This is a genomic window from Dietzia lutea (genome assembly GCF_003096075.1).
Lineage (GTDB): Bacteria > Actinomycetota > Actinomycetes > Mycobacteriales > Mycobacteriaceae > Dietzia > Dietzia lutea.
The window spans coordinates 2,614,421-2,629,680 of the sequence record NZ_CP015449.1 but is presented as its reverse complement, the minus strand read 5'-3'; the positions used below and the strand labels follow the sequence as shown (position 1 = coordinate 2,629,680).

The window sequence follows — 15,260 nt, the reverse complement described above, 5'->3', positions numbered from 1 at the left end:
TACGACGCGAGTCACAATACCCAGCGGTATGGTTTACAGGTGGGGGGGAGTTCGTCGATCGTCCGAGGGGCTGCATGGTCCGGAGCGCGTCGCGTACTGAGCGGGTCCCCGGGTCGCGCGGTCTCGGCATGGAGGCGCTCGGCCCGACGTAGGCTGGCGCAGATGATGACACGACACGGCGGGGCGGACGGATGACCCAGGGATCGACCTGGTCGGCCCGCCCGAGCGTGCCCCGGACCGGACGTCTCTCGGCGGACGACTGGGCCCGCGCCGGCCTCGACCTCCTCATGACCGAGGGCAGGTCCGCGGTCAAGATCAGCCGCTTGTGTGCGGACTTCGGCGTCACCAAGGGCAGTTTCTACTGGCATTTCGCCGACTTCGACGCCCTCATGGCCGCAGTGGCCCGGCTCTACTTCTCGCAGGAGATGGACGCCGCCCGCGGGCTGGTCACCATGGAGGAGATGCCCCCGAGCAGCGGTTGGAGACGATGAGCGCGCTGCTGGTCGAATCGCGTGCCTGGGAGGGCGAGGCCGCCGTCCGCGAGTGGGCCCGAGCGGACGAGACCGTCGCCGAGGCGGTGGCCGAGTTAGACAGGCGCATCCTGCGGGTGGTCCACGACGCGTTCGCCGAACTCGGCTTCTCTGAACGGGAGGCGCGGATCCGCGCCGGTGTCCTGGTGTACGCGGGGATCGGGTTCGTCTACGGGCGGTCGGCCCTGCCGGTGCCGACCGTGGAGGAGATCCACGACGTCCTCGCGCTCCTGGTCCGCCGGGACCCCTGACGGGGCGACCGGCGCCCGGGGGTGCGCTCAGTACGCGACGCGCACCGTCAGGCCCCTCCGCTTGATCCGGGCGGAGAACTCGGAGACGTCGCCGCAGTCCTCGCCGTCGATCTGGAACGCGGCCGGCTTCTCGAGGACGCGCGCGGTGACCGCCACGCCCTGCCGGAAATCCACCGGGCGGGTCTCGTGACGCTCGGGCTCGTGGGTCGAGCCGCCGCGGCGACGCAGCGCGCTGAGGCGGTGCCGGACGGTGTGTTGCGCGAGGACCGCACCGGCCTGCGCCCACCCGATCGCCCCCTTCGCACGCAGGGCCATCACGTCGAGTAGACCGTCGTCGATCACCGCGTCGGGCAACAGCACCATCCCCGCCTGCAGCATCCCGCAGTTCGCCACGAGCAGCGTCCGCGCGCGGGTCTGGATCCGCGGGCCGTCGTCGAGGGAGTAGTCCACCCTGATCCGGTGGCCGCGCAGCAGGGTCGAGGCGAAGGCGCCCACGTAGGCGATCCAGCCCACGCGCGCTTTGAGACCGTCGTCGGTGCCGGCGATCATGTCGGCGTCCATCCCGGCACCGAGCATCACCAGGAACACGTCGTCGTGGGAGTCGCCCTCCCCGTCCGTGTAGCGGACCTCGCCGATGTCGATGGCACGGCTGCGGCCGGTCATGGCCACCCGCAGCGCGCGGTCGACGTCGTCCAGGGGGATGTCGAGGTTGCGGGCCAGCAGGTTGCCGGTGCCGAGGGGGACCACGCCCATCGGCACCGTGGTGCCGATCAGTCCCTGTGCGACCGAGCGCACGGTGCCGTCGCCGCCGCACGCGATCACCAGTCCGGCGCCCTGCGCCGCCGCCTCGGCGGCCTGGCCGGTGCCGGGGTCGTCCTCCGTGGTCTCGTAAAAGACGGGGTCGGTCCACCCGTGCCGGGACGCCCGCGCCGTGGCGCGGCGGCGCACCTCGTCGACTCCGACCTTGGTGGGGTTGTAGACGACGGCGAGGCGGGACGAGGCTGGAGACACGGCACCAATCTGTCAGAAAGCCGGACCTGCCGCCATTCGCGCCCCGCCCGGGCGATTTGGTATGCGGGGTCCGCCGCCTATACCCTTGGGTCCGAAGTTTGAATGCCCGGCGGTCCAGGCCCCGGGTGCCTGATCAAGTTTCACCGAAGACCGCAGGTCGCCACTCCCGCCGGGAGTGGTCGAAGGGTCCGGGAGCGCCCGGACGGCCCGCGCAGGAGAACACCGGTCAGCGTAGACGACAGCGCGCCCTCGGGCCCGCCTCCTCCACGCCCCGTGCCGCCTGCGCACGGGGCGTTCGTGTCTCTCCCGGGCGAGATGATGCAGAAAGGAGGCGAAACATGGCAAAGCCCGCAAAGGTCCAGGCCGTCGAGGAGATCAAGCAGCACTTCCAGAACTCCTCCTCCGCCGTGGTCACCGAGTACCGCGGACTCTCCGTTCCCCAGGTGACCGAGCTGCGCAAGACGTTGGGTGACGCGGCCACGTACACCGTGGCCAAGAACACCCTGGTCAAGCGTGCGGCCGAGGAGGCCGGAGTCGAGGGTCTCGACGACCTCCTGTCCGGCCCCACCGCCATCGCGTTCGTCACCGGTGAGGTCGTGGACGCCGCCAAGGCGCTCAAGAACTTCGCCAAGGACAACAAGGCGCTCGTCATCAAGGGCGGCGTCATGGACGGCGCCCCGCTGTCCGCCGACGAGCTCGACAAGATCGCCGAGCTCGAGTCCCGCGAGGTCCTGCTCGCGAAGATGGCCGGTGCCCTCAAGGGCAACCAGGCCAAGGCCGCCGGCCTGTTCAACGCGCCCGCCTCGCAGCTGGCACGTCTGTTCGCAGCGCTCCAGGACAAGAAGAACTGATACACCCCACCTGCTTCCGGGCCGTCTGACGGCACCGGGACCAACAGAAAGGACGCCACCATGGCGAAGCTCAGCAACGACGAGCTGCTCGAGGCCTTCAAGGAGATGACTCTTCTCGAGCTCTCCGAGTTCGTGAAGCTGTTCGAGGACACCTTCGAGGTCACCGCGGCCGCTCCGGTCGCCGTCGCCGCTGCCGGCGCCCCGGCTGCCGGTGGCGAGGCCGCCGCCGAGCAGGACGAGTTCGACGTCGTCCTGGAGTCGGCCGGCGACAAGAAGATCGGCGTGATCAAGGTCGTGCGCGAGATCGTGTCGGGCTTGGGCCTCAAGGAGGCCAAGGACCTCGTCGAGTCCGCCCCCAAGGCGATCATCGAGAAGGCCGACAAGGAGGCCGCCGAGGCCGCCAAGACCAAGCTCGAAGAGGCCGGTGCCACCGTCACCCTCAAGTGACCTGACGCACCACCGTTCCACAGGGGCGGCCCGGCGACATCGCCGGGCTGCCCCTGCGGCGTCTGTACGACCGGCACGTCCCCACGCCCACGAGCCCTCTCGACGATCCGAGCGGAACACTTTTCCGGGGTATGTAACAAAGCACGCCTACGGAGCGGTAGTTTACAGTGACCGTGGCCACAGATGATGGCTGCAGTGAGGAGTGGTTGACGTGGGTGTCGAGGTTTCCGTCGAAGGTCTGACCAAGTCCTTCGGTTCGCAGAAGATCTGGGAGGACGTCACGTTCACCCTCCCCGAGGGTGAGGTCAGCGCGCTCCTCGGCCCGTCGGGCACCGGTAAGTCCGTCTTCCTCAAGTCGCTCATCGGCCTGCTGCGGCCCGAGCGCGGCAAGATCATCATCGACGGCACGGACATCCTGCAGTGCACCGCCAAGGAGCTCTACGAGATCCGCAAGCTGTTCGGCGTCCTCTTCCAGGACGGCGCGCTGTTCGGCTCCATGGACCTCTACGACAACGTGGCGTTCCCCCTGCGCGAGCACACCCGCAAGTCGGAGTCCGAGATCCGCGACATCGTCATGGAGAAGCTGGAGCTCACCGGTCTGACCGGTGCCGAGGGCAAGCTGCCGGGCGAGATCTCCGGCGGTATGCGGAAGCGGGCCGGCCTCGCCCGTGCGCTGGTGCTCGACCCCGAGATCATCCTCGTCGACGAGCCCGACTCGGGCCTGGACCCGGTCCGCACGACCTACCTCGCGCAGCTGTTGATCGACATCAACGCACAGATCGACGCCACGATCCTCATCGTGACGCACAACATCAACCTCGCGCGCACGGTCCCCGACAACCTGGGCATGCTCTACCGCAAGAACCTCGTGATGTTCGGCCCGCGCGAGGTGCTGCTCACCAGCGAGGAGCCGTCGGTCCGCCAGTTCCTGCGCGGGTCCAAGCTCGGGCCCATCGGTATGTCCGAGGAGAAGGACGACGCGCAGATGCGCCAGGAGCAGGCCCACGCCGAGGCCGGCCACAACGACGGCTCCCCGGGCGAGGACGAGGTCAAGGGCGTCCCGCCGCAGATGCAGCCGACCCCCGGCAGCCCGCAGCGTCAGGGCGAGCTGCGCCGCGAGAAGCGGGTCGCCGAGATGCTCGTCACCCTGCCGCCCGAGGCCCAGGAGGCCATCCGGGCGGAATGGGCCGCCCGCGGGCACGGCAACGGACGCTCGACCGCCGCCGCCACCCGGGACTCCGCGCCCGCGGATCCGACCCCCACAGCCTCCGCGACCACCGCCGCGGAGCCCGCCACGACCCCCGCACACGCCGCCACGCCGGGAGGTGCGAGCCCCTCGGGGCTCGACGACCATTACGGTTCTGACCAGAACTGAGGCGGGAGAGGCCGGGGGAGAATAGATGGCGGAGGGTACGACCCAGCAGCCAGAGAGAAGGACCGGGGTGTCGCCGTCGGACGTCGGCGGCGGCGTCCGCACCGCGTTCGGCGAGGCCGGCAAGGTGTTCCGGCTCTTCCTCGAGGTGCTGCGGGGCATTTTCAGGCGACCGTTCCAGTTCCGTGAGTTCATCGGGCAGTCGTGGTTCATCGCGTCGGTGACGATCCTGCCGTCGGCGCTCGTGGCGATCCCGTTCGGCGCGGTCGTCGCGATGCAGACGGGTTCGCTGGTCCAGCAGCTCGGGGCCGAGGCCTACACCGGGGCCACCGGCGTCCTCGCCGTCGTGCAGCAGGGGGCGCCGCTGGTGACCTCACTGCTCATCGCCGGTGCGGCGGGGTCCGCGGTCGCCGCCGACCTCGGTGCCCGCACCATCCGCGAGGAACTCGACGCGATGCGGGTGCTGGGAATCGACCCGGTCCAGCGGCTCGTGGTCCCGCGTGTGCTGGGCATGATGCTGATCGCCGTGCTGCTCAACGGACTCGTCTCGATCGTCGGCATCGCCGGCGGCTACGTGTTCAACATCCTGCTGCAGGGCGGCACGCCCGGCGCGTACCTCATGTCCTTCGGTGCCCTCGCCCAGCTGCCGGACTTCATCATGTCGTCGCTCAAAGCCCTCGTCTTCGGGCTCATCGCCGGGGTCGTCTCGTCCTACTGCGGCATGAACCCCAAGGGCGGTCCCAAGGGGGTCGGCGACGCCGTCAACCTGGGCGTGGTCCTGACCTTCCTCCTGCTGTTCTTCGCCAACCTCATCCTCACGGCGATGTACCTGCAGATCGTCCCGCCGAAGGGGTCGTAGATGGCGATCCACACCGACGTCGGCCCCACCCGGGCCCGACTCCGGGCCATGGTCCGTGGCCCCATATCCTCGTTCGACTCCCTCGGCGACCAGCTCGCCTTCCACCTGCGCGCGATCCGGTGGATCCCGCAGACGATCGTCCACTACCGCAAAGAGGTCCTGAGGCTCATCGCCGAGGTGACCTTCGGTGTGGGTGTGCTCGCCGTCCTCGGCGGGACCATCGGCGTGATCGTCATGATGAGCGGCTTCACCGGCGTGGTCGTGGGACTGCAGGGCTACGCGGCTCTGGATCAGATCGGCAGCTCGGTGCTCACCGGCTTCCTGTCGGCCTACGTCAACACCCGTGAGGTCGCGCCGCTGGTGGCGTCACTCGCGCTGTCCGCCACCGTCGGATGCGGGTTCACCGCCCAGCTCGGGGCCATGCGGATCTCGGAGGAGATCGACGCCCTCGAGGTGATGGCGATCCCCAGCGTGCCGTACCTGGTGACCACCCGGATCATCGCCGGGTTCATCGCGGTCATCCCGCTGTACGTGGTCGGTCTGCTGTCGTCCTACCTCGCCACCCGGGGCGTCAACACAATGGTCCAGGGACAGTCCACGGGCTCGTTCGACCACTACTTCCATCTCTTCCTGCCACCCGAAGACGTGATTTACTCCTTCATCAAGGTCATCATCTTCGCGTTCGTTCTCGTGATGATCCACTGCTACTACGGGTTCACCGCCACCGGCGGGCCGGCCGGCGTGGGCGTCGCGGTCGGTCGCGCGGTGCGCACCACGATCGTCGTGGTCGCCATCCTCAACTTCTTCGTCGGACTCGCCCTGTGGGGCACGACCACGACGGTGCGGGTGGCCGGATGAACGACATGTCATCGACACGCAAGCGACTCCTGGCGACTCTGTTCGTCGTCATCGCCGTGGCGTTCGTCGCGACCACGATCGCGATCTACAACCGCGCGTTCACCGCGTCCGACAGCGTCACCATGGTCACCGACGACATGGCCTACTCACTGCCCGTGGACGCCGATGTCAAGGCCCGCGGAGTCCTGGTCGGACGGGTCTCCGGGGTTGAGCCCGACGGCGACCTGGTGCGCGTGAACATGGAGTTCGAGCCGGACTTCATGGGTCAGCTCCCGGCCAACATCAGCGGCCGGCTCCTGCCCAAGACACTGTTCGGCGAGCGCTACGTGGACCTCGGCTTCCCCGACCAGCCGGCGGGCGCGCTCGAGCCCGGCGCCACCATCGAGCAGGACACGCGCGGCAACGCGGTCGAACTCGGCCGGGTCCTCGACGGGTTGCTGCCCGTGCTCGAGGCCGTGCCCCCGCAGAAGCTCGCGGGCACTCTCGGTGCGCTCAACCAGGCGCTGGCCGGCCGTGGCGACGAGATCGGGGCGAGCCTGGTGGAGATCGGCCAGGTCTTCGAGGGCATCACCGAGGAGATGCCCGCCCTGGAGTCCGGACTGCAGGACCTCGCGACCTTCTCCCAGACGTACTCCGAGGCGCTGCCCGATCTCATCCACGCCCTCGACGCCCTGCGGACCACCGGCGACACGGTCATCCAGCGGCGTACCGACATCGCGGACGGACTCCAGCGCATCAGCACCTCCGCCGATGTGCTCACCGGGTTCCTGGCGAACAACCGCACGGACCTCATCGCCCTGGCGGCCGACTCGCGGACCTCGCTGGAGTACCTCGCCGAATACTCGCCGGCCCTGCCGTGCACGGTGGAGAACTTCATGGTCGCCCTGGACCGCTCCGATGCGATCCTCGGCGTGGGGGACCCGCACCCGGGCATCCGGGTGACCATCGAGGTGGTGAACCCGAAGGGGCGGTACGTGCCCAACCAGGACGAGCCGCGGTTCTTCGACACGCGCGGTCCGCGCTGCTACGAACCGGCCCAGGAGCCCGACATCTTCCCCATGGCACCCGGCGGGGCGATCGCCGACGGCTCCTTCCAGCCGCCGTCGCGTAACCCCGGCCCGCAGAGCATGCCGACGTTGCCCAACCCGCTGGACCTCGACGGTCCGGTCCCGTCCATCCGGAGCCGGGGCTCCGTCCCCGCGGCGCCCGGACGCGCGGTGCCCGAGCAGCCGAATCTGCCGTTCCCGTCGACCGTGACCGCCGGGCGGGACGCGGACGTCATGGCCATGGCCTACGCCGGGTCCCCGCTCGAGACCGACACCGTCCGCACGGTCTACGGCGTCGCCTCCGCCCGTGACGCCGCCGAGATCCCGGGCTGGGTCGGCGCCCTCGGCGCCCCGGCGCTCCGCGGGACGGAGGTGGCCTTCAAGTGAAGACCAGACTCAGAGCGCTGTTCCGCGGGGGCCTGTTGTCCTCGTTCGTCAAGCTCGTCATCTTCATCGTGGTCACCGGTCTGTTGTCCACCATCCTCGCGACGACCATCCGCGGCGGTACGCGCGAGGAGGGCACCGAGTACTCGGCGATCTTCTCCGACGCGACCATGGTCGAGGAGGGCGACGACGTCCGGATCGCGGGCGTGGTGGTGGGTCACGTGACCGACTTCGAGATCCACGAGCGCGACCAGGCCAAGGTGTACTTCACCCTCGCCGGTGACCGCACCCTGCCGGCGAACGTCCACCTCACCCTCCGGTTCCGCAACATGATCGGCCAGCGGTACATGAACATCTCGCGCGAACCGGGGCCGGTCCAGCCGACGCTTCCCGAGGGCACCACCATCCCGATCGAGAAGACGTCGCCCGCCGTCGACCTCACCGCCCTGTTCAACGGCTTCCGGCCGCTGTTCACCACCCTGCAGCCCGAGGACGTCAACGCCCTCGCCGACTCGCTGGTGCGGGTCCTCCAAGGCGAGGGCGGCACGGTGACGAACCTCGTCCGCCAGACCGGCCAGCTCACCAACCACCTCGCCGACCGCGATCAGGTGATCGGGGAGGTCATCGACAACCTCACCAGGGTCCTCGAGACGATCAACGAGCGCGACGTGCAGTTCCAGCAGCTCGTGGTGACCACCAGGCAGCTCGTCGAGGGACTGGCCGCCGAGCGGGACGCCATCGGCGGTTCGCTCGAGTCGATGGCGGATCTCACCTCCTCGGCCGAGAACGTCGTCACCGCGACGCGGCCGGCCGTCACCGAGTCGCTCGACCATCTCAAGCTGGTCACCGACAATCTCTCCGACAACGAGGAGAAGCTCAGCGAGGTCCTGACGAACATGCCGCTCAAGACCGACAATCTCATCCGGATGGGTTCGTTCGGTTCCTGGTTCCAGTTCTATCTGTGTGGCGCCGACATCGTGCACGGCCCGGGCAACAACGTGCCCAACCTGCTACCCAGCGGAGGACCCACGCTCAACCACGTCCTCTACACCAACGTCGCACCGCGATGCCATGAAGGAGGGATCCCGTGAGCAGGCGCAAGCCGGGCGAGCCCCGGTTCGGTAACGCCACCATCGGGGCGATCGGCGTGATCACGATCCTCGTGCTCACGCTCGGCTCCTTCCGGCTGGACGCCCTACCCATCGTCGGGGCGGGCCCCAAGTACGAGGCCTACTTCTCCGAGGCGGCGGGTCTCACCGGCGGCAACGAGGTCCGCGTCGCCGGCATCAAGGTGGGCGTGGTCACCGACGTCGAGCTCGAGGGCGACAAGGTGCTCGTGGGCTTCCGGGCCAAGGACGCGTGGCTCGGCGACGACACCCGGGCGAGCATCCAGGTCAAGACCGTCCTGGGGCAGAAGTTCCTCGCGCTCGACCCCGCGGGGACGGGCGAGCTGGACCGGTCCGAACCGATCCCGCTCGAGCGGACGGTGGCCCCGTACGACGTCGTCACGGCGTTCTCCTCCGCGGCCGAGACGCTCGACGAGATCGACGACGTGAAGCTGGCGGAGAGTCTGGACACCCTCACCGACGCGATGCAGGCCTCGCCCGAGGAGTTCCGCGGCGCGGTCGACGGCGTCGCGCGGCTGTCCCAGACCATCTCGAGCCGGGACGCCGAACTGCGCCAGCTGCTCGAGGCGACCCGGACGAGCTCGCAGATCCTCGCCGAGCGCAACGACGACTTCCGCCGGCTCATCATCGGCACCGGTCAGCTGCTCGGCGAGCTCAACGAGCGCGCGGAGACCCTCAAGCTGGTCCTGGCGTCGACCCGGGGCCTGTCGACCGAGCTGCGGCTGTTCGTGGCGGACAACGAGGCGAAGTTCGGCCCGACCCTCGACAGCCTCGACTCCGCACTGGAGATCCTCACCGACCACGAGGAGGACCTCAAGAAGTCCATCCACAACCTGGCTCCCTTCTACCGGCTGTACGCCAACATGCTGGGCACCGGTCGGTGGTTCGACTCCGTGGTCACCAACCTCATCCCGCCGGGAGCGCCGGAGCCGCCCTTCTACCCGGGCGCCCGGACGCCGGCCCGACAGAGTGGGATCAAGTGATGCACAAGAAGCTGCCGTACTGGCTGGTGGCGCTGCTCCTCGTCGTCGTCGTCGCTGTCGTCGCCGTCACCTACCTCGCGGTGACCCGCCTCGGGCGCACCACCGTCACCGCGACGTTCCCGTCCGCGGTCGGCGTCTCCGAGGGCACCGACGTCCGGATCCTCGGCGTGACGGTCGGATCGGTCGAGGAGGTCACCCCCATGGGAGACACCGTCGAGGTGCGCCTCCACGTGCGCCGCGGCATCGACATCCCCGCCGACGCCAAGGCCGTCCAGGTCACCCCCTCGGTGATCCCGGACCGCAACATCCAGATCGTGCCGGCGTACTCGGGCGGCCCGACAATGGAGTCGGGCGCGCACATCCCGATCGAACGGACGGCGACGCCCGTCGAGGTCGACAAGCTGTACGCGTCGGTCAAGGACCTCACCGAGGCCCTCGGCCCCGACGGTGCGAACCGCGACGGCGCGCTCGACCGGTTCGTCGCCACCTCCGCCGACACCCTCGCCGACAACGGCGCCGCCCTGGGGCGCTCGATCGACGAGCTGTCCAGCGCCGCGACGACGCTGGCCGACTCGAGCCAGGACATCAGCGAGACCGTGGTCAACCTCCAGTCCTTCGTCACCATGCTGGCGGAGAACGACGCGCAGGTGCGCGAGTTCAACTCCCAGATGGCCTCCTTCAACCAGACGGTTGCCGGGCAGCGCGAGGACCTCCAGGGTGCGCTGGGCGAACTGAGCTACGCGTTGGCCGACGTCGCGCGGCTCGTGCGGGACAACCAGGACGTGATCCGCAGCAACGCCGACCGCCTGGTGACGATCAGCCAGATCACCGCCGACCAGCGTGACGACCTAGAGGAGATCCTCAAGACCGCGCCCCTCGCGTTGGCCAACCTCATCAACGCCTACGACGCGGAGTCCGGCACCCTGTCGATGCGCCCGAACATCCCCGAGAAGCAGAACCCGGCCGGAATCCTGTGCCAGATCATGAAGCTGGGCCGGCTCAACCCCGGCAACGAACTGTTCCAGGAGCTGGACAACCTCCGTCGCGCCGACATCCAGGCCTGTGAGGCGCTCGCACCCCAGCGCAACCAGGAACTGCGCACGTCCAACCCCGACCTGCCGCTCGGCATCCTCGCCGGCGAGATGAAGCAGTCCATCCCGGTGCCGGGGACGGTCGAGGGCAACCGCGGGTGGCCCATGACGCCCGCCTCGGAAGGGGGACGGTGATGAGACGACACCTCACCTCGGCGGCCCGCGCGGGCCGCGCGCTGGGCGCGGCCGCCCTCGTCGCGGCCGTGGCCGCCGGCTGTTCGATGAACCTCGAGGACTACACGCTGCCCGGAGGCGCCGACGTCGGCGACGATCCCATGGAGGTCTCCATCAGGTTCGACGACGTGCTCGATCTGGTGCTGCAGTCCACCGTCAAGGTCAACGGACTCGACGCCGGGCGCGTCACCGGGATCTCGCTGGCCGAGGACGGCTGGACCGCGCAGGTCGACATCGTCCTGCGTGACGATCTGGAGCTGCCCGCCAACGCCGAGGCGTCCATCCAGCAGACAAATCTCCTGGGCGAGAAGTTCGTCCAGCTCACCCCGCCGGAGGACGAGCCGCCCAACGGTCAGCTCGCGGACGGGGACGTCATCTCCACGTCCAACACCCGGACCGCCACCGACATCGAGCAGGTCCTCGGCGCCCTGTCCCTGCTGCTCAACGGCGGTGGTGTCGACCAGCTGCAGCCGATCGTCGCCGAACTGCGCAAGGCCACCGACGGTCGCGAGGACGGTCTCACCGAGACGCTCCGATCCGCCGACGAGCTCGTCGCCGGGCTCAACCGGCAGCGCGACAGCATCACCGCCGCGCTCGAGGGCGTCAACCTCATGACCGCCCGGGCCAACGACCAGCGTGAACAGATCCAGGCCGCACTCGACGAGCTCCCCGCCGGCGTCGCGGTCCTCGAGGAGCAGCGGCCGCAGCTGGTGGAGATGCTGCGCCGCATCGACGCCCTGGGCCAGGTGGGATCCGACATCCTGCTCACCAGCCGTGAGGACCTCATCGCCGACCTGCGCGCCCTCCGGCCCGTGCTGCAGTACCTCGGCGAGTCCACGCCGGACCTCATCGAGCTCACCGGCTTCGTGCCCACGTTCCCGTTCCCCGACTCGTCGATCCGCTCGACCATCGGTGGCTCGGCCAACGTGTTCCTGTCGATCGACGCGACGATCTCCGAGACACTCCGCAACCTCGGGGCGAACCAGGGCGACCCGGTTCCGCTGCGTCCGACCACCACCCGCGGGCCCTACAACGTCGACCCCGGCAACCCGTGGGAGGGCGACAACGGCCCGGACCGGAGGACCACTATCGTGCTGCCGCTGTTGCCGGTCCCGCCCGTCATGGAGCGGGCCGTCGAGCCCAGGCCCGCGCCGGGGACCTCGGAGTTCTCCGAGAACTATCTGCCCGAACCAGGGGAGCCCGGATTCCGATGAGCAAGACACTGAGAACCCAGCTCATCGCCTTCTGCGTGATCGCAGCGGTGGGCATCGCCTACGTCGGCGCCAACTACGTCCGACTGCCGTCCCTGCTGGGGATCGGGCAGTACAAGGTCTACCTCGACCTGCCGGACACCGGCGGCGTGTTCACCAATGCGGCCGTCAACTACCGCGGGACCGCCGTCGGGCGCGTGGGGGAGCTGACGCTGACCGACGACGGGGTGCGCGTGGAACTCGACCTCGACTCCAGCGCCCCGGGGATCCCCGCCGACACGGTGGCCGTGGTCGCCAACCGCTCGGCGATCGGCGAGCAGTTCGTGGACCTGAGGCCCAACAGCTACACCGAGCCGCACCTGCAGGACGGCGACGTCATCTCGGCCGGGAGCGAGGCGCTGCCCGTGCGCGTCGAGGATCTGTTGGCCTCGGTCGACGACCTGTCCCGCTCGGTCCCGCTGGACGACCTCGAGGTGATGGTCGATGAACTCGGCGACGCCTTCGAGGGCCGTGGGCCACAGCTCCAGCGGCTGTCGGACTCGCTCATCCGCCTCTCCGAGGAGGGGATCCGGACCATGCCGCAGCTGCAGGCGCTCATCCGGGACGGGGCGACGGTGCTCGACACCCAGGCCGACCAGTCCGGGGAGATCGTCAGCTTCTCGCGGGACCTGCGGACCGTGACCGAGGCGCTGCGGGACTCCGATTCGGACCTCGAGCGGCTCATCACCAGCGCCCCCGAGTTCGCCGACGAGACCCGTGCACTGATCGACAACTCGGGTGAGCCGCTGACCCGGGCGGTGGGCAACCTGTCCACCACCATGAAGACCGTCGACCCCCTGGCGCCGTCGTTCGTGGTGCTGCTGCAGCTGCTGCCCGCGCTGTCCGCGGGTGGTCTGTCCGTGGCACCGGGCGACGGGACGATCCACTTCGGCCTGGTGCTGGAGATGGACAACCCCACACCCTGTACGCAGGGCTACGAAGGGACCTACGAGATCATCGACCAGCTCAAGGCGCAGGACCCGTCCTTCGACCCGCAGGAGCAGAACTTCCCACCCAACTACGAGGCGCGCTGTACGGTGCCGTTCGGCAGCCCCACGGCCGTCCGCGGCGCCGACCGGGTGGAATACGCGCACCCCGACGTCCCGCAGCCCTGGGATAGCACGCCGAAGATCGACCCGGACCGCCTCAACCTGTCCGTGGCGGCCGAGCAGCTCGCGGTCCTCCAGGGGCTGATCCCACGGTGACGCGGCGTCTGGGCGATCACCCGTCAGGACGCCCGTCCGGTACCGTCGCCGCCATGAGTTCGCAGGAGACGAACGAGGACACCACGCCCGCCGCGGCCGACCGCACGCGGGCCGGCGTCCCCGTCTGGATGGCCGTCGTGGCCGTCATCGTGTTGGTGGCCGGGCTCACGGTCCTCGGTGTCGGGGGGACGCGATATCTCCAGGCGCGATCCGCGCACCAGGTGGCGCAGGAGCGCGAGGAGGTCGCCGAGACGGCCGCGCAGGTGATCATCAACGCGTTCAGCTTCGACCACCGCGACGTGGACGAGTCGCTCAAGCAGCTCGCCGCCGCCTCGACGGGGGATTTCCTCGCCGAGCAGGAGCAGTGGGCGCAGGACGTGCGCACGCGCGTGGTGGAGCAGAAGGCGGTCACCACGGCCACCGTCTCCCACACCGCGGTCGAGATCCTCGACCGGGACGCCGGCGACGCCGCCGTGCTGGTCGTGTTCACCGCCCACTCCGAGCGCGAGGGCCAGGACGACATCACGGGCCGCCAGGCCATGCGGGTCGACCTCACCCGCGTGGACGGGCAGTGGAAGGCCGACGCGGTCAACCAGGTCGGCGTGACCGTCCCCGTCGGTCAGTCCAGCCAGTCGGTGCAGGACCTGGCGGTGCCCGAGGAGGGCGCCGGAGAGCAGGGCACCGACGAGCAGGGGAACGGCGAGCAGGAGACCGGCGGGAACGCGGGCGCGGCGGGGGAGACCGACGACGCGCCGGAGGCGGGGGAGACCACCCCGGCGCCGACGACCACCGCCGGCCGATGACGAAGGGCGGGAAGAACTGATGCCACCCATCAAGAGAACCCAGAAGCAGGTCACCCCGCAGGTCCGGCGGCGCCTCGCCGGGCACTCCGGGCCGACACGGGCCGAGTCCACCGTCGGTCCGGCGGACCCGGCCACGGACGAGACGCAGGACGCGGCGACGGGCGGGGACGCGGGGGAGCGCACGCCTCGTCGTCGTCGTCCTACAGGGGTCGTCCTCGCGTCCGCCGCCGTGGCGGTCGGCCTGGTCGCCGGCGCCGCGGGGGCGTTCCTGGCGACCGAACCCGGCGTCTCGGTCGAGAACCGCGCCTTCGTGGACCAGCAGGCCACCGACGAGGTCCTCGCCGCCGCGACGACCAACGTGCAACGGCTCGTGGCGATCGACCACGAGACACTCGACGAGTACCACGCCTCGCTCGGGGAGTTCCTCACCCCGGAGCTCGTGGAGGAGCTCGAGCAGAACTGGCCCGCGCTACGGGACAGCTACGAGCAGACCGCGACCACCGTCGACGCGCTCGTCCGTGAGGCGGGCCTGTCCTACCTGCAGGGCGACAAGGCCGAGGTCCTCCTGGTCCAGGACGTGTCCATGAGCCGCGACGGGGCGGCCGCGAGCAGCACCAGCGGCACGTACCTCGTCGGTCTCGACAGGGTCGACGGCGTGTGGAAGCTCTCCAGGATCCCCGACCTGCCCTCCTGACGGAGCCTGTGCGAGCACCGATCCGGAACCCGACCGAGGCGGATCCTTGACGAACGGGCTTTCACGCGTCACCCTTTAGGAGCGTCGGGCGTGATCCGCACCGCCCGGGCGCGACGTCCCGACCGGGGGCCGATGAGGCGAGAGCCACGAGGGCAACCAGCGCAGAGACGGACGACGCGCCGGGTATATGAGCAGCCTCCGGGGGTTTCCCCGTCGAAGGCTGGACTTCGTCGCCGCCTTCCGCTAGATTAGGTCGTTGCGCTGGCTGCTATTTGCCCACTCGTCCGTCCGTGACGGCTCGTCCCCGGTTCCACCGGGCGATTT

General features: G+C 69.6%; 16 protein-coding genes. 15 read left to right on the top strand and 1 reads right to left on the bottom strand.

Annotation, left to right across the window (positions count from 1 at the left end):
• The first annotated feature begins 191 nt into the window (after window positions 1-191).
• Complete coding sequence (locus A6035_RS18730; protein WP_244192423.1) at window positions 192-491, top strand: TetR/AcrR family transcriptional regulator; 300 nt, start codon at window positions 192-194, stop codon at window positions 489-491.
• Window positions 488-781, top strand: a complete 294-nt coding sequence (locus tag A6035_RS18725; protein WP_244192422.1) for a hypothetical protein — start codon at window positions 488-490, stop codon at window positions 779-781. The genes A6035_RS18730 and A6035_RS18725 overlap by 4 nt, the downstream gene beginning before the upstream one ends.
• A gap of 27 nt (window positions 782-808) precedes the next feature.
• On the opposite strand, the gene A6035_RS11990 is transcribed toward A6035_RS18725, so the two are convergent.
• Window positions 809-1,792: a diacylglycerol/lipid kinase family protein gene (locus A6035_RS11990; protein ID WP_108847965.1), complete on the bottom strand. Its 984-nt coding sequence runs from the start codon at window positions 1,790-1,792 to the stop codon at window positions 809-811.
• Between the two features lie 338 nt (window positions 1,793-2,130).
• Here A6035_RS11990 and rplJ point away from each other — a divergent pair, with 338 nt between their 5' ends.
• From rplJ to A6035_RS11925, 13 genes are all read left to right on the top strand, one after another.
• Window positions 2,131-2,643: a 50S ribosomal protein L10 gene (rplJ, locus tag A6035_RS11985; RefSeq protein ID WP_108847964.1), complete on the top strand. Its 513-nt coding sequence runs from the start codon at window positions 2,131-2,133 to the stop codon at window positions 2,641-2,643.
• A 60-nt stretch (window positions 2,644-2,703) separates the two neighbouring features.
• Window positions 2,704-3,090: a 50S ribosomal protein L7/L12 gene (gene rplL / locus A6035_RS11980; RefSeq protein WP_061228425.1), complete on the top strand. Its 387-nt coding sequence runs from the start codon at window positions 2,704-2,706 to the stop codon at window positions 3,088-3,090.
• 211 nt (window positions 3,091-3,301) lie between these two features.
• Window positions 3,302-4,465, top strand: a complete 1,164-nt coding sequence (locus A6035_RS11975) for an ABC transporter ATP-binding protein (RefSeq protein WP_108847963.1) — start codon at window positions 3,302-3,304, stop codon at window positions 4,463-4,465.
• Window positions 4,466-4,490: 25 nt separating this feature from the next.
• Complete coding sequence (locus A6035_RS11970) at window positions 4,491-5,321, top strand: MlaE family ABC transporter permease (protein WP_061228423.1); 831 nt, start codon at window positions 4,491-4,493, stop codon at window positions 5,319-5,321.
• A 48-nt stretch (window positions 5,322-5,369) separates the two neighbouring features.
• On the top strand, window positions 5,370-6,179 hold the full coding sequence (locus A6035_RS11965; protein WP_412523600.1) for an MlaE family ABC transporter permease: 810 nt from the start codon (window positions 5,370-5,372) through the stop codon (window positions 6,177-6,179).
• Between the two features lie 5 nt (window positions 6,180-6,184).
• Window positions 6,185-7,612 (top strand): MCE family protein, encoded by a 1,428-nt coding sequence (locus tag A6035_RS11960; protein ID WP_244192421.1) that lies wholly within the window; start codon window positions 6,185-6,187, stop codon window positions 7,610-7,612.
• Complete coding sequence (locus A6035_RS11955) at window positions 7,609-8,700, top strand: MCE family protein (RefSeq protein WP_108847961.1); 1,092 nt, start codon at window positions 7,609-7,611, stop codon at window positions 8,698-8,700. Before A6035_RS11960 ends, A6035_RS11955 begins: the two co-directional genes overlap by 4 nt.
• Window positions 8,697-9,719: an MCE family protein gene (locus A6035_RS11950; RefSeq protein WP_108847960.1), complete on the top strand. Its 1,023-nt coding sequence runs from the start codon at window positions 8,697-8,699 to the stop codon at window positions 9,717-9,719. The genes A6035_RS11955 and A6035_RS11950 overlap by 4 nt, the downstream gene beginning before the upstream one ends.
• A complete protein-coding gene (locus A6035_RS11945; protein WP_108847959.1) occupies window positions 9,719-10,945 on the top strand; it encodes an MCE family protein in 1,227 nt (408 codons plus the stop codon). The genes A6035_RS11950 and A6035_RS11945 overlap by 1 nt, the downstream gene beginning before the upstream one ends.
• Window positions 10,945-12,198: an MCE family protein gene (locus A6035_RS11940; protein WP_108847958.1), complete on the top strand. Its 1,254-nt coding sequence runs from the start codon at window positions 10,945-10,947 to the stop codon at window positions 12,196-12,198. The genes A6035_RS11945 and A6035_RS11940 overlap by 1 nt, the downstream gene beginning before the upstream one ends.
• Complete coding sequence (locus A6035_RS11935) at window positions 12,195-13,439, top strand: MCE family protein (RefSeq protein WP_108847957.1); 1,245 nt, start codon at window positions 12,195-12,197, stop codon at window positions 13,437-13,439. The genes A6035_RS11940 and A6035_RS11935 overlap by 4 nt, the downstream gene beginning before the upstream one ends.
• A 53-nt stretch (window positions 13,440-13,492) precedes the next feature.
• Window positions 13,493-14,242, top strand: coding sequence for a hypothetical protein (locus A6035_RS11930; RefSeq protein WP_235026535.1), 750 nt, complete (start codon window positions 13,493-13,495; stop codon window positions 14,240-14,242).
• A 19-nt stretch (window positions 14,243-14,261) separates the two neighbouring features.
• Window positions 14,262-14,936, top strand: coding sequence for a hypothetical protein (locus A6035_RS11925; protein WP_108847956.1), 675 nt, complete (start codon window positions 14,262-14,264; stop codon window positions 14,934-14,936).
• Window positions 14,937-15,260 lie beyond the last annotated feature (324 nt).